Raw genomic sequence first — 17,251 nt, 5'->3', positions numbered from 1 at the left:
TACTATTTAATCACTTTGAATTCCGTCCTTCTGTTCCTGGCCCTTCCTTCCGGATTATCTGATCCATCAGCATTGGTATTCGGCGCTATCGGCATGGTAGCCGCATATCCCTTCCAGGTAAGACGTTCTGCTGCCACACCTTTGCTCACGAGGTAATCAACGCAACTCTTTGCACGGGCTTCAGACAATTTCCGGTTCAGCTCATCTGCACCTTTGCTATCTGTATGTGCACTCAGTTCTATCTTCACTTCAGGATGTGCCTGCAGCATAGCTACCAGTTTATCCAATGCAGGATAAGAAGCCGGTTGCAGGTATGATTGATTGAAATCGTAGTATACATTGTCCAGTACAACAGGTATCTCTGCTGGCGGTGGAGCTACAGCCACAGGGGTTTCAGGTACCGGTGGCGTTGGTGGGGGCGGCGGTGGTACCCGTTTGTTCAGGGTAAACAACTCTAAACAACAGCTGGCCGCACGATCTGATGACAACCAGACTGACTCAAGGATATTGTCTTTACTCCCTTTGCTGGTAAAATAGATATCATCCTTTACCGAGTTTACAGGATAACCAAAATTAACTGGTGTGGTATATCCGCCTGCACTGTCTTTGGTATAAAAGAAATCATAGCCGCCCATGCCTACCCGGCCGTCTGTAGAAAAGACCAGCAGGCCGGATGGAGCATGATAATAAGGCGCCTGCTCGTTGGACGCCGTATTCACTACCGGTCCTAAATTCCTGGTAAAGAAAGGTGTGCCATCGCCATTCAGTTGTGCTTCCCAGATGTCCAGTCCACCTTCACCTCCCGGTCTGTCACTGGCGTACAACAAGCGCTTACCATCAGCCGTTACAAAGGGCTGCTGTGCGCTAAAACCGGCTACATTTACAATAGTATCCAGTAATACCGGGTCGCTCCAGTTATCACCGTTCTTATGACTGCTGTAGATCGCCGCCTTCTTATTTTTCACCCAGCGTGTCAGGAAAAGTGTATTTCCATCAGGCGCAATACTGATCACACCCTGTTCTTCATTTTTCGGCTGGGGCAATGACAGCTTAGAAATACTATCCGGTACCGTACCACTGAACTTTGCACCATATACCCTGTTGGTAAAGACATGGTTCTTTGCCGCACTGTTATCTGGTCTGGTAGAAGTGAATAACAACAGGGTATCACCCAGCCATACGGGTGCATAGTTCGCACCTTCCGGATTCAGGGTAGCGTTTCCTTTTTCTATGGTATAAAGGGAGAGATCCGGGCGCGCGAGTTGTACGAGGATAAAATGCAGGTTTTGTTGTTCCCGCTTTGCATCATCGCGGTATTTATCTTCCGGCTGATAAGTATCGAGGAAATATCCAAATGCTTTCTCCGCCAGGTCATAGCGACTTAACGCACGGAGTGATACTGCATAATAATAGGGGGCTAATGGATATTCAGATTTGTCAAACTCCATCGCCTCTGCATACCAGGGCACTGCCTTGCTATAGTCGTGTAATAAGCGGTAGCTCTCCGCCAGTTTATATATTGCCTGGTGTTCGGAACTTACGGGTAACTGTTTCTTGCTGGCTACCTGTTGTGTATTGTAGGGTTTGTACACTGCATTGCTAACAATGGAACGGTTGCCCGCCAGGTATTTTTCATAATACTGTGCAGCAGAATTATAGTCCGCGTTCCTGAAATAATAGTCAGCCGCCTTGAGGTAATTGTAAGCAAATTGCGCTTTGCCTGCCATTACTGCACCTAACAATGCTGCTGTGAAGAAGATCTTTTTCATAGTTCTTTATTAGATTTTAGAGACGTGGGCACACAAATTCTACTTCAGGTGTTTTAAAGAGTTTTCTACCTATCCAGGTCAGCGAGATCTCGAAGCTGTTTGAACCTCTTGCTATTTTGCCCAGGTCAGACGTGTTGATATCATAGCTGGCGCCAAGGGTAAAGCTGCCATATGTAAAACCTGCATGTGGCGCAATCGCATCTTTGAAACGATAGTTCACGCCGAGCAGGAAATCACAGGTGGGTGTTACATACATCTGTCCATATGCTCCGATCATCTTTTCTTCGGCATTCCCCTGGTGCAGGTACAATAAATTGGGGGTGATACTGAAGGTCTCGTTGACCGCAATCTTCACCCCTGCATGGCCTGTAAAGCGCATAGGGAAACGTGCATCACCTGTAGCACTAAACTGATCGGTAGGACGGGTCAGGTGACTTACACTGAAACCGCCGAAGATGTTATACTTTTTGCCTGGCTCAGCATCGTAATACAGCACGCCGGCACCCGCATCAAACGAGGTAGCCGATGTTCTGCCTAATACCTCTGCACTGGGAGTACCCGGATTATAACCAGTTACCGGATTCCACTGATCACCGAAGGTGAGTTTGGATGCATCGAAACGACGCTGGATCAATCCAACCTGTAACCCGAATACCAGTCTGTGTGTCTGATTAGCACCCAGTTTCACACCTGTATAGGAAGCGCTGGCATACCCGGTTGTATAATTATATCCACCATCGCCAGCTGATTGATTCAATACACTGGCACCGACATTGAATTGTTTATTGGTAGTAATATCACCCGCTACGCCATAGGTTGAAAATGGACTACTGATATTACCCCATTGGGTACGGTAGATAGCTGATACCCTGTAGTCTCCGTCAAAAGCACCGGTCAATGCGGGGTTCAGCCAGGAGGGGTACACATAGTACTGGGAGAAATGCGGATCAGATTGCGCATTTGCCTTATCAGCCATTCCAAACAACAGCGGGCAAAGCAGGATGAAGGTGATGATCTTTTTCATTGCGAGTTAATATTTGCTTATTGAAGTATCGTAACGTACCCGGTGAGCGGTGGGAACCCGTTTTTCAGTTTGATGATGTAATAGTAAGTCGCCAGCGGCAGCAGCCTGCCATTCCACATACCATCCCACGGCGTTTCATAACCTACAGAATAGAATACCCGCTGTCCATACCTGTTGAATACTTCGATGGTAGCACCGGGGTAATCTGCGAGGTTGGTGATTACCCAGCGATCATTGATCGCATCTCCATTCGGTGAGAATGCATTTGGTATTTTCACCGGCTTCAGCACTTTTACCTGTATCTGGTCCTGCGCGCCACAACTTCCTTTACCAATCGCAGTGAGGGTATATACCTGGTCGGCCATGGCTATCAGCGATGGGTTCAGTTCATTTGGAGACGACAGCCCTTCGCCCGGTGACCAGCGGAACACCAGCTGTGTACTATCGTTGGCAGTAGCATTGAAGGTGACAGGCGTACCCTGCGGCACTACAAAGTCATCTCCGGCATCGATCACAGGTTGGAGGTATACCACTACCTGGCTGCTCACTGGTGTCGATACACAGCCCGCACCATTCGTTACCGTGAGTTGTACGGTGTAAGATCCCGGTGTAGTGTACTCCTTGATGGGATTACGGCTGGTAGCACTGCTACCGTCACCAAAGGTCCAGTTCCAGGTCGTGATGTTATTGCTGGCATCTGTGCTTTGATCGGTGAATACGCTTTCAGTACCCTGACAGAGTGTATCAGGCGATACCGCAAATTTGGCTACCGGCTGAGTGAAGAATGTATTCAGCACTTTTTCTTTACTGCTGCTGCAACCATATTTAGTTGTGGTAGTCAGTACTACTGTATAGTTGCCTGCCTGCTGATAAATATGTGTAGGCGAAGTGGTCGTACCATTGGCTGTGTTATCACCGAAGTTCCACTCGTAGGTCATCTGTGATTTGTCAGCAGTAGATGAGTTGTTTGTAAACTCAGCTACCCCTCCCGGCATACAGATATGCGCTGGCAATGTATAGTCGGCAATTGGGTTGGGATGTACAATCACTGTGTTGGTAGCAGTGTCACTCGTGCAACCTTTATCGCTCACCGCTACCAGTTTCACAGCGTAGGATTTCCAGACAGTGTATGTTTTGTTGAAGGTTGTATTATCAGTATGCGTTTCACTATTACCATCGCCAAAGTTCCAGTTCCAGGACACGATATTACCGGTGGTGATAGCTGACTGGTCACTGATCGCAACCGGTGTACCCATACACACATTCCCGGCTGTAAAAGCGGCAGTAGGTTTGGGATTCACTTTGATAGTTGCAGAGATAGAATCTATACACCCGCTGTTGGTTGTAAATACGTACCAGATCGTGTGTGTACCTGCACCAGCAGTGGCCGGGGTGAAGATACCCGCAGCACTTGTACCTGGTCCCCTGTATACACCTGCACCTGTCACGCCATTGGTTACCGCAGCTTTTGCTATATCAACTGTACCTTTCTGGTTTACGCAGACAGAGTCCAGCCGGGTAAAAGTGAGTTTCGGTTTCAGCTTAAACGTAGCAGTTACCGTTGTGTCTTTGGTACAGCCATTGGCAGTGGTTGCACTATACCTGATCGTATAGGTACCAAATGAAGTATAGGTATGCTGTGGATTGGCGTCTGTGCTTGTATTAGGATTAGAAGGCGTCGCAGCAGCATCTCCGAAGTCCCATGTGTAGGTGCTCAGTGTCTGCCCATCCGGTACTGTTGCAGTACTGGTGAACTGTACAATGCCGTCTACAGCCAGACAGTTGTCAGGATAAGTAAAGGTTGGTACCGGCTTTGCATAAACCGTTACAGCTTTCGTTATTGTATCGCTCACACAGAGATCACTTACTTTTACAACATGCCTGATATTGTAAGTGCCGTATGTGTTATAATGCTCATTCTGGGCAGCAGCCGTTGTATTGTTGCTGGTAGTCCCATTGCCTCCATCCCAGTACCAGCCTGCGATCGGCGCACTACCACCAAAGGTAGACTGATCGGTGAGCGTTACATCACCGCCTTCACATACGCTTTGCACATTGGAATTAAAATTGGCAGTAGGTCGGGGATAGATCGTAATAGATGCTGTTGTATCTGCTACGCAACCTTCTTCTGTGATCACCCTCAGTTGAACATTTTGCGGGCCGGGTGCAAATGCATGCGTAACATGCTGACCACTATCTGACACAGGTCCTGCAAATGTCCACTTCCAGCGATTGACGTCGTAAGCGCCTGCAGCGGTATCGCCCGTAAAGTAAACTGAGTCTTTTGTACAACCGGTATGCGTATAGCTGAATTTCGCGGAAGGCTTTTTGTTAACGGTTACCGATATTTTCACCTGCTCAGTATGATCGCATTTTTCAATCTCAGGATTGGTATTAGTGATCGTAATATTGTATGTGCCGGTATTACTAAACTGGTAAGTGCCGGGCAGGGTGTATTTGTAATAAGGTACCCCATTCACCAGTTCCTGTCCTGTGCTGACCGGGCTCGTTACTACCACATCATTATTTGGTGTGATCACATTACCCAGCTGACTGATCTGCCACACCATTCTTGTGGGATGGTAAGCCAGCAAAACGGAGAGTTCTACAGGCGTATTGGTACAGGTAAAATCATTCTTTGTTTTGGCTGTATCGTACTGGTTGTGAATAGTACCTACTGCATTCAGGTTATTGATCAGGGTACCGGCATTGTAGCCATAGCTTTCTACAGACCCTAAACCATAGGTCACGGCAGTGAAAGCCGAGTCACTGGATACGAGGCATTGTGCCTGGGCCGCCGACCAACGTTTAATAACCACAGAATAACCAGCCAGGGTGGGATGAGCATATGTATAATTCCACGCATTATTCTGCCCGTCTATTTTTAAAGATTGCAATCCTAAAGTCGGAATGATCAGGGTCAGGTAATTCACGTTAATAGACTCCCTGTTATTGCGATAGAAACCGATATTTTTGATCGCTTGTTCTATTGGACTGAGGTAGACCATTTCAGGATCTCCCAGTCCCCCGGTATTGGGGCATGAACCTGAAGACGACATAAACTGTGCAACCAATACCGGCTTGTCTGCTTCTATATAATCTGCCGTACCACTGGTAAAGCGGTAGTAACTATTGCCAATCAATCCCGTCAATACAACACCATTTCTTTTCACCACTGTAGTTGGGTCCTTTACTACTACCTTATAGATATTAGTCATGAAAGTAGAAGGACTGTTGTCAGTACTGGTAGGCGCCAGCAGGTAACGCTTACCCCATGCCTGTGACGGGAATACCTGTTGCATATTGTTATCTCCACTGCCACTACCACCTGGTACACAGGTAATAGCCGTACGACTACTACCAGAATACACAGCAATCGGATAGCATGTATCGCCCGGATTTGCAATTGAGCGAACTTTGGTGCCCGTTAGTTCCGGACCGGAGCTACCGTTCGTAGTACCCACCACCTGATAGATCTGTCCTTTATTCAGGGTTACAGTGAAAGGCACGTTTGCAGGACGTCCGTTGCGGGTCAGTGCAGAAGGTGTAATTTCAACAACCGTGCTATCGTGACTCGCTATTACATACATCCAGGAAAAACAATCAGAGCCATAATTCTGCTCACTGTTCAGCGATACATAGTAATATCCCCATGTATTGACAGGCAATAATGTGGTGGCACCCGAAGAGGCAGAACCAAATATGTGGGCATAGGCTACGATCGGTATATCGCTGACGATATGAATACCTTTGTATCTGAACACACCTTCACCACCTGTACCACCAAACATGGGCGGTACAGAATACAAACGTGCATCATAAGTACCTCCTTTAGGAATATAATCGGTGGCAATTACCGTATTGGCAGGAATGGAATAAGTGCGGCTCCAGCCAAGGCTGTCTACAGATACTGTTACGACTGCCGGTTGCTCTGCACTCAGGTACAATACCATCTCCTGTGAGTTGGGCTGACCTGGTTCCATGAACTGATGGTGTCCATAGGCTGTCCAGAACTCCGTTCCCCTGTTGGAAAGATTCTGTGCATGGCCGGAAAGTACAATCATGAACAGCAAGAGCAGGGTGAGCCACGCGGGGCGCTGTAACCTGCGGCTATTGCCCCCACCCGAAGGTGGAGAGCAATAGCAAGCAGTATAAAATAAAACAGGATACTTCATGGGATAACTATTTTTTTAGGCTTACCTGATCAGGTTCACTGAACCTTTGCGATCTACTGCACTACCATCTATCAGTTTCAGTTTTACCACATAGATGTATACACCTGAAGGCTGCGCCTTATTCTTGTAGAAACCATCCCAGCCTACTGACTGGTCATTCGATTCGAATACTTTCTCACCCCACTGGTTGAAGACCATAAAGTGAACTTCACGGATCACCGCACCATATACTTTCAGCACATCGTTCAGACCGTCGCCATTTGGAGAGAATGCATTTGGTATGTAGATACCATCTGTGAGGGTGATCGCTGATACCGGATCGGAGAGCTTGTCTTCACAACCTTTCACTTTCACGATGAGGGTCACTTCCTGCACCGGTCTCAGGCCATTCACTACATGTTCAGTACCGAGCGAACCTGATGAAGGAGCAGACCAGGTAGTACCATTGTCAGTACTTACTTCATAACCGGTAGCGCCAGGAATTGCATTCCATTTGAAGCGGATCGTGTTCACTCCGATGCTGTCTACCTCTACCACTGGTACGGTGAGCTGTGGCAGCACCATCACTTTCGCGGATGTGCGGGAAGTGCTTACACAACCATTTTTCATCGCCTCTACATAGTAGATACCTGGTGTAGTGACCGGGTTGATGGTGAAGGTATTGCCGGTATCCAGCAGTGCACCGCCATTCTTCGCGTTGTACCATCTATAAGTCACACCGGTTTCAGGATCTTTCACAGTGAAGGTGACAGATGTATTGTAGCACACGGTAAAGCTATCGGTCACAAGTATCGCAGCTGTTGGTTCATTGGCTGTTACTTCTTTTGTAGTATCGCCGATACACCCTTCAGAAGTGATGATGTGCAGCTCTTCTACATATGTACCAGCTACCGGATATTGTCTGGTTACCTTTTGCGTAGCCGCAGTAGTACCATCTGCAAAATTCCATTTCCAGGTATTGATGGCGGCATTGTTCTCTGTAGTGACACTACCTGTCAGTTCAGCAATGTCAGCCACACAACCGGAGTAATCGATGCTGTAGTCCACTACTGGTTTCCTGATCACTTTGATGGTCAGCATCACTTCGGAACTGTTGTCACAGCTTTCGATTTCAGGATGACGCATCTTCATTGGAATGTAATAGGTACCTGGAGCTGTGAACATGTAATCGCCTGTCAGGCTGTATTTATAGTATGTTTTACCATTAGCGACGATACTGTCGAGCGCAACAGGATTTGTCTGGGTAACATCACCTGCAGGCAACAGGTTGCTTACCTGGCTCAGTTCCCATGTGATGGAGACTGGCTTGACCGGCAGCATGGCTGTGAAGTGGAACGGTGTTCCCGCACAGGTATAATTGGAGCTGGTACCAGTACCATAGTTGTTATTAAACGAAGTGGTCGCATTCAGATTTCTGACCAGGGTACCGGCATTGAAACCATAGCTTTCTACACTACCCATACCGTAGGTGACTGCGGTAAACGCGGAGTCGCTGGTTACAATACATTGTGCAGAGGCAGCAGGCCATCTCTTTACGACTACTGTATATCCCGGTTTGTTAGGATGTGCATAGGTGTAGTCAAAGAGGTTACTATTATCAATCAGGAGTGATGATAACCCACCTGTAGGGATGATCAGTGTAAGGTAGTTCACCTCGATATCATCTACTGTATTGCGGTACAGGCCTACGGCATTGATACCCTGTTCGAGCGGACTGATATAGAACATTTCAGGATCACCCATAGAACCGGTATTTGGACACGCGCCTTCAGAAGACATATACTGCGCTACCATGATCGGTTGATTTGATTCAAGATAATCGGCAGTATTACTCTGGTACTGGTAGTAGCGGCCATTAATCAGCCCTGTCAGCTGCACGTTATTCAGTTTCACGACTGTATTGGTGTCTTTCACCATTACACGGAAGATATTTGTAGAAAGTGTAGCAGCATCGTCAGAGCTGGAAGTAGGTGATGTGAGATAGTGCATACCCCATGCCTGTGACGGGAAGTTCTGCTGGATGGCATTGTCGCCGGAGCTACCAACAGAACCATCACAACCCAGGGAAGTACGGCTATTGCCGGAGAATACAGCTACCGGGTAACATTTACCTGCTCCATTGGTCACAGACCTTACCTTACTTCCAGACAGGTCATATCCTTCAGATCCGCTCATAATAGCACCAAGTACCTGGTACACCTGCCCTTTATTCAACGTTACGGTGAATGGTACATTGGCTGGTTTACCTGCCAGTGTAGGCACAGATGGTGTGATCTCTACGACTGTATTATCATTGTCTGCGATGACATAGAACCATGAATAAGAAGTGGAACTATAGTTCTGACGGGAGGTCAGCGCATAGTATTCATAGCCGTAAGTACCCACGGGCAACAGCATCGTTGCACCGGAAGAAGCCGAGCTATAAATGTGTGCATAGGCTACGATAGGTACGTCACTTTCAATACTGATACCTTGTTCGTACAGACCTTCGCCCAGGAGGCGGGCATCGCTCAGACCTGATTTAGGAATGATGTCAGTGGCCAGTACGGAGTTGGCTGCTACAGTATACTCTTTTCTGTAGCTGGTACCATGGATCTTCACAACTACATGTGCGGGTTGTTGTGCACTCAGGTACAGCACCATGTTCTGTGAGTTATCCTGGTTCATGTAGTATTGGTGACCATAGCCCACCCAGAAGCGGGTACCCCTGTTCGAACTATCGGGCAGTGCCGGGAAGTGTGGTACCTCAGGCTCGCTGCCTTTGAGACCGGTATACCTGTCGAGATAGGATAACTGATTTTCAGAAATGATCTTGAAGTCAGTATCGATCTTACTGCTGTCATTCACCACCCATGCAGAGTCAACGTTTGTTCTACCCAGGTGAATAGATTGTTCATCGTCGAAAGTACCCTGCCATGAAGGCACATAATATTGTTTGTAATCGAAGTTGCTGTACTGACCGCTGGCATCCACGTCTGTATAGAAGTACATGAATTCCTGTGTTGGCGCCAGGTTTGGCGGCTTAATACCGGAGTAACGTTTCAGCGTCAGGGAAGCAGGAACGGCACCGGAGGCAGCCCATGTAATTTTCGCTACGGTATCTGTACCGAACATAAATGTCTGGGTAATACCCGGAGATGGTGCTGCCGGTACTGGTGTTAACAACACCGGGTCTACAGCTGGCAGGAATTCGTATGCACCCATATCCGGTACACCTTCAGCCAGTGTCTGCGGGCGGTATGCACCATTGAAGTCATGCGCATTACCTCTTACCTGTACACCACGGCCATGGATCGCCCATACTTCAGGGTTATTCAGATCGGGTTGCAGATTTGCATTATTGGCATCGAAGGCTGGTTTGTATACAATGGAATGAATATCCTGGTCGGCAGCTGTGACGAAGGCATTCAGGGAAGTATAGTTCGTACCGAGGCCGGAATTCCTGATCAGGTTTGTGCCGGATGTATACAGCGTATTGTAGTCACTATTGTGATATCCCACGCTGGTTACATACATCGCATAACCGCCACCGGTATGAGAGAAGATATTATTTCTGAAGAAGACATTGCTGTATCCGGCAGAAGCATGCCCCAGGTATGCGGCAACATTGTTGCTGGCTGAAGTAGCAGCACTCTGCACCGTGTTGTTGTAGTATACACTGTTCGCATCGCTTCCACTGTACAGGCCATAGGAGCTGCTACCGGATGTCTTGATGTTGATCACGTTGTTCACGTTATTCACATAGGTTGAATACTGGTTGTACAGCCCGTACATGCTACCTGTATTTCCGGTGGTGGCAATCACCCTGTTACCGTCCATCTGAGAGGTATCTGCCTGCGATGCATCACAACTGTTGGTATAGATACCGTAAGTAGTGGTTGTAGCATTGCTGATCTTTACAACGTTGTGGTTTGTTCTGAACGCGCCATCATCGTAGTAGTTATAGATACCGTAAGCAGTGCTGGCCAGTGGTGCAGCCATGTTCACGTTATTGCGGGTAATCACTACATGGTCTACGTAAGAGGTGTAGATACCATTCACATAGGCACCAGTCACCGTGTTGCTGTCAATCACGATGGACGCAGCCTGTTCGCTTGAACCGGTACCTGAGAAATAGATACCACTGGCGCCATTTGTGATGGTATTCCCGACAATTGCATTATTGTTTCCTTTAAAGTTAGTGGCATACACACCTGTCATATTGGTACTGTTGCTGGTTGTAGCCGGCATTACCAGGTTATTGGTAAGTAAGCTATCGTACGCGGTAGTACCAGCCAGTTCTACGACTCTTGCATAGGTGGATCCGGTTGCTTTAATGGTGATATTCTTATAGGTTACAAAGCTGGCGCTATCCAGTTTCAGCACATAGTTATTGGCGGCTGTTGGCGCTGTTGTGAGCGTAACAGATGCCGGATCGCCATTCTGGCTGCGGAAAGTAACGCGGCTGGTATCTGCAGCACCGGGTATTTTGCGCATGCGGATCCTTTCTGTGTAAGTGCCAGGCACTACATCGAAGATGACCCATCCTGCGATACCACATTCCAACGCTGTTACAGCCTGCTGGAATGAAGTGAAATTACGGGGACCTGAACCTGCAGGATCGATTGTGTACAATCCTTTAACGAGTGGTGCATTCATGTTGACTACAGCCACAGTAGAGAAGGCACTGTCTGTACCGCTACACACGATCTTACAACGGAAGTAGTTCAGCATGCCCAGCTCCATCCTGTACTGAGACACATACAGGGTATCAGATACATTGATCCATGGACCATTGTTTGTATAAGAAGCCTGCCACTGGTAGGTCATGCGGCCACCCGGTGTATTGTTGGTAAGATTGAGGGTAATCTGGGTACCCATACAGATATTGCTGTTAGGTGTTACGACCGCAGTACCAGGGTTCAGCGGAGATACACATGGCACAATATCTATTTCGTATGCACCAATATCCGGGGTAGTCGTGCTTCTCGTTTTGTGCACGATATCGTTTGTGACACCTAACGACAAACCTGTATTATCCAGTGGATAGATCACCGGGGTGAGGTTCCCATTTGGCGCATCGGCATACACCGGATCTATACTGATGGTGGCACTATCCTGATTGGTTGCTGCTTTCCAGGCAGCGAGTGTAGCCTGATCACCATTGCTATAGCCGATAAATTTATTGGTACCACCACCTGCTACGTAGTAATCGTTGTGATCAGCAAAGAACTCAGTTCCGGTTGATGACAGGTAGACTGCGTATTTATAGTTGGCACCGGTATTATTGATTGTAATAATGTTATTCTTGAAATTAATACCAGTCGTTGTGCTGGACTGATAGTAGCCTCTTGAATAGTAAGAAGAGCCACCACCTGTATTATCCAGCGAAATAGTATTGTGGTAGTAATTAATATCAGGTGAGTTATAGTTATAAATACCATACTGGTATCCTGCACCTGTGGTCTTGTACATAATGTTGTTAGCAACCAGGATAGGTGTGCTGTTATTGGAAGACACACTGCTGAAGTACAGACCATAGAAGTAATCGGTAGAGGTAGGTACACCACCGAAAGGATTGGTGAACCTGTTTTCCAGGACATTCAGGTTGGTATTTTCTCCATATGCATACAAGCCATAGTAGTAACTTACGTTAGTACGGGTAGGACGTTGTATGGTATTTCCTTTCACCGTGGTACCGAAAGTAGATTCCAGGTAGATACCATAGTAGTAGAAGTCCTGCAGAATATTGTTCGTGATGGTATTTCTATACACCGGGTCACCGTCGTCACCGACTACGGTCACGCTGTAGAAACCACCTGTTACCTTATTACTGTCGATCACGTTGCCTGTACAACGGGTAGCTCCAGAGCCAGACGGATCTGAATCAGATGCACTGATAACAATACCTGCGAAATTTGTATTATAACCTTCGGTTGTATTTGAAATGATATTACAATGTCTCACCACGTTACTGTCAGCATGGTCGATGAATTGTACGCCGAAACCGTAGGTACCGGTACCGGTTGCATCGATATTCAGACTATCGAAAATGATATGGTCTGTATGTTTCAGTTTAATAACTGCGCGCTCATCGGTGGTATTGGAACTGTAATGGATGGTGTTACCATTCCCCCTGAAGGTGATCGTATTAATCGCAGAAGTACCTCTTACAGAGTCCAGCGAGAATTGTTCTTCATAAGGAGTACGGCCTGCCACAACATTGAATACAACCGGGCCGGTGATACCGCACTCCAGGGCAGCTTTCACCGCTGCGAAGCTGGTATAGTTGGTAGCACTGGATGGTGCATTCTTATCTATCGTGTAAGTATTTGGCGGCAGTGCGGGATTCACCGTCAGCAACACAGGTGTGGAGTAGGCGGTGTTACCACTACAGGTCACTGCAGTACGATAGTACAAAGTGGCTGTAGATACAATGATGGTATCAGGATAATTAAGGGCATTCCCGAGATTGGTCCATGGTCCTGAAGCAGTGGCAGCGTATTGCCATTGATAGGTTTGTGTAAGACCATTACTATTGCCGGTAAGTCCTAAACCTACATTCGTGCCCACACATACAGGGTTTCTATTCACAGTAGATGTTCCTGGTACAGGTGGTGCAGTACATGGATCGGGGGTGAACTCATAGGCGCCCATATCAGGGGTAGACGTGCTACGGGTATTACTATTGATATCAGCAGTAATGCCAACAGGTGTACCTCTGTCGTTCACAGTCTGGCTGCTGGGCGCATAATTGCCATTGGTGCTATCCTTATAAATAGGGTTGGCAGCCAGTGAGTTGGCATCCTGTGAGACAGCGGTCTGCCAGTCGGTGAGTGTTGCCCTGTTAGCCGAATAGTATCCTGTATAAGCATTGGCAACTGTTGGTGCCAGGAAGATATTGTTGTAATTCGATACGATATCGCTGGATGTTGAATTAAAGTAGAGGCCGTGCTTCACATTCTGTCCACCACGGTTAATGGTGATCATATTGTCTCTCAGATAAATACCTGCAGCCTGTGAGGTTTGGTAGAAACCCCTGGTCACGTAGGAAGAACCTGGTGTGGCAGATCCGTCGAGAGAAAGGGTATTATGATAATAGAAGACATTATCGGAAGAACTGTTGTAGAAGCCATAAACAGACCCGCTGCCTGTGAGGTTGCAGATGAGGTTATTGCTCACTACGTTTTCCAGCGTATTCAATGCGTCTACACTGGTAAAGTAAACACCATAGAAAGTACTGGTGCTGGCTGGATTACCACCGAAAGGATTGGTGATTCTGTTGGCGTTAATGTTCAGTTTTGTACTCAGACCTGTCACATACACACCATAGAAATTATCAACGGAAGTACGGGTAGGACGACTGATGGTATTCTTCTCAAAAGTCAGGTTATAAGCACCCAGGATGTAGATACCATAGTAGTAGAAGTCCTGTAGTTTGTTATTGATAATCTTGTTACTGCCATTTGAGTTCGTAGAGCTGGCCACCAGTGTAATACTGTAATAACCGCCTATGATTGTATTATTGCTGATGGTATTATTATCGGAGTTGGTGGCGCCACTGCCGGTAGCTGATGTCGCTGAAGCACTGATTACGATACCTGCATAATCAGATGAGGAAGAAGTAGTGTTGATGAGGATCTTACAATTATTGATCGTATTGTAGTCAGCATCGTTCAGCAATTGCACACCAAAGCCATACTGGCTGGAGGTACTGCCTTTTGCCTGGATCACCAGGTTATTGAAGGTGATATAATCAGCGCCATTTAGTTTGATCACTGCCCTTTCTGCACTGGTTGTGCTCAGGTAAGCGATGGTATCATTGTTACCGTTGAACGTAATGGTATTGGTAGCTGATGCACCTGGTACCGGTGTCATGATCAGCTGTTCATTATAAGCGGAAGCTGCATTTGCCGCAACATTAAATATAACTGCTCCATCGATACCGCACTTGATGTAGTTGTAGGCATCATTGAAGGAGGCAAAGTTACCGGCACCCGTAGGTAATGCTTTATTGATCGTGAACGTACCATGTACTAACGATGGACTTGCCACCTGTACACTATTAGAGTTTGCCGCACTATTGCTGGCAGCACAGGTGACCACGCAACGGTAATATGTGGACACAGTCTGTGTGGTAGTAAGTGATGATAATGTATCATTTGGAATATTTGTCCAGGTGGTATTGTTGGTAGACGATTGCCACTGGTATTTCAGACCAGAGGCAACTGTGGTACCACTGAGAGAAAGGGTAAAACTTTCATTCAGGCAAACGGTTGAAGCACTGCTGACTGCAGTACCGGCGGTAGGTGTGCCGGTACATGCAGCTGCAGGAGTCCAGTTGAAAATGATGTCAGGACGGGTAGTCGATGCGGAATTCACCTGGTTGGTGCCACAGAGACTGGTACCGGCATCCTGGTAATATGTATGAGACCCATTGAACGCAAGGCCTGTGGTGTAAGGAAACTCGGGATTATGTGTATAAGAGGATGCGCCTCCACACACTTCAATCAGGATATTGTCGGTACCATTCCAGAAGAAACCTGAAGGAATGGGAAAAGTATTCAATCCGACAACCGGCATATAATTCACCGGTCCGAAGAAGTTATTGCCTACGGGTTCATAATATGCATCGGACAGGGAGGCAACGGTGGTACCTGCAATCTTGACTGCATATTGTTCTGCTCCGTCCACATCACTGCCTACGGATATGGCATTGAATTTTACAGCATTGATCATACCGGGGCCCATGCCCTTCGCTATCAATTCTGAGGCTCGATAAAGATATTGGGCACGCGAAGCTTGATACCAGTCTTGTATAGGACAAGGATAAGTTGTCGTAGAGTTGCTACCATTGCCCAGACCGATGGTGATATCAGTCTGTGCATGCAGACCAATGGCCGGCAGCAGCAGCAATAACAGGTATAAGACAGCCCCGAGGCGTACAGAAACAGGCTTGGTTCTCATATGGGTTCTCTTTTTCTATTATTTAGGGTTAATGCATTAGTACAATTGCCAGCTGATCCAGCTACGGGCATCCTTTACATTCACCATATCATAGGTATTGTAGTCACTGGTTTGTACAATGTAGAAACCGGTGCTTTCCGTGAATTTGGTGACGATGTCCGTGATGGGTGTGGTGGCGTAATCAGGGATATTACCGAATGTACCTCCGTAGGTGAATGTTGTGATCCCACCTGCGCTCATTTTCCTCTTTAAGGCAGGTCCGTAGTAGCTGTTTTCCATGATCCCCGTAAATTCATATCCACTCTTTCCGTAATTAGGGAAGAAAAACAGGTAGGAAAATCCGGGGACGGAAGAAAAATTATAGTAGTCATCCTGTCCGTCTACATGAATTCCATTGGGCGCGATGTAGTAATTAGCGGCGTTCACAGCGGTATTGTACCAGCGGGTGCCTGCAGTGCTGTCTACGATGTAAGGCTTTTTATCGCTGGTGATGGTAGCAGCCCGTCCATTGACCTGCAGGGTCATGAGCTGGCTATCTTCGGACCATACGACGTTGTCAAATCCGTAAATAGATTCCCCTGCGTCTGTAAACGCTTTGTCAAAGGCAACCCCATTGGGGGTGAGGTAATAACCGGCACTGAACTTTACATTGGCATTTACGATCTTAACGCTTTTAAAGCTCTCGTTGATGTAGATGTCATAATCACCTTTACCGGTGTGGAGCTTTTTGAAATAAGTAAGAAACCGGGAAGAATAGAGAAAATCCCAGTTCCGTTTTCTATCGTAATAATCCTGTGCCTCTTTGGAGGTAGCTTTGACGAGCACGGCCCTTGTGGCATGCTGACGTCCTGTAAGTTTAATTGTATCTCCGTCACTGCTCATACCATCCAGTATGAACTCGAAGTCGGACAACAATCCTCCGCCATAATAACCATTGTTAATGCTGGCATCGGGATCGCAGAGTATATGGATATAACTGTAAGTATCAAATAATAAACAGGGTTGTTGCAGGGCTTTCAACCGGTAACTACTTTCCCGTGCATTGATGAGCGTGGAGGAGTCCCAATCTGAATACATTTTCACACGGTTTGCCGTATCAAATTTAAAATAGAAGCTAAAAGGTACGGTAGAAAATGCCGAGGGGTATACCAGTGCTTTCCAGCCATATTCAGCGCCTGTAAGCGCAGTACTGTAAGTATTGAGCACCTGGTTGATCCTTTCATCAGGTGATTGTTTAAATACATTATCATCCTCCTTTTTACAGGCGGCGAATAATAATGCAGTAAGGAAAATATAGAGCCTTAAATTTGTTCTCATAATGCATTTAGATTTTGGTA

At 47.0% G+C, this 17,251-nt stretch carries 5 protein-coding genes; all 5 read right to left on the bottom strand.

Going from position 1 to position 17,251, the window contains the following annotated elements; all coding sequences use genetic code 11:
- Positions 1 to 2: 2 nt before the first annotated feature.
- The 5 genes from ABDW33_RS00455 to ABDW33_RS00435 are packed head-to-tail and all read right to left on the bottom strand — an operon-like array spanning position 3 to position 17,231.
- A complete protein-coding gene (locus ABDW33_RS00455) occupies positions 3 to 1,769 on the bottom strand; it encodes an OmpA family protein (protein ID WP_343688093.1) in 1,767 nt (588 codons plus the stop codon).
- Between the two features lie 16 nt (positions 1,770 to 1,785).
- Complete coding sequence (locus ABDW33_RS00450; RefSeq protein WP_343688092.1) at positions 1,786 to 2,793, bottom strand: PorP/SprF family type IX secretion system membrane protein; 1,008 nt, start codon at positions 2,791 to 2,793, stop codon at positions 1,786 to 1,788.
- A gap of 17 nt (positions 2,794 to 2,810) precedes the next feature.
- Positions 2,811 to 6,968 carry a PKD domain-containing protein gene (locus tag ABDW33_RS00445; RefSeq protein ID WP_343688091.1) on the bottom strand — a complete coding sequence of 1,386 codons (4,158 nt, stop codon included), beginning with the start codon at positions 6,966 to 6,968 and terminating at the stop codon, positions 2,811 to 2,813.
- 21 nt (positions 6,969 to 6,989) lie between these two features.
- The gene (locus ABDW33_RS00440; RefSeq protein ID WP_343688090.1) at positions 6,990 to 15,914 is read right to left on the bottom strand and encodes a gliding motility-associated C-terminal domain-containing protein; all 8,925 of its coding nucleotides are present in this window, start codon (positions 15,912 to 15,914) and stop codon (positions 6,990 to 6,992) included.
- A 36-nt stretch (positions 15,915 to 15,950) separates the two neighbouring features.
- A complete protein-coding gene (locus ABDW33_RS00435) occupies positions 15,951 to 17,231 on the bottom strand; it encodes a DUF4302 domain-containing protein (protein ID WP_343688089.1) in 1,281 nt (426 codons plus the stop codon).
- Between the last annotated feature and the right edge of the window lie 20 nt (positions 17,232 to 17,251).

Source organism: Chitinophaga sp. (assembly GCF_039596155.1).
Lineage (GTDB): Bacteria > Bacteroidota > Bacteroidia > Chitinophagales > Chitinophagaceae > Chitinophaga.
Note: the sequence above shows the minus strand (reverse complement) of the source record. Positions and strands in the feature narration are given on the sequence as shown.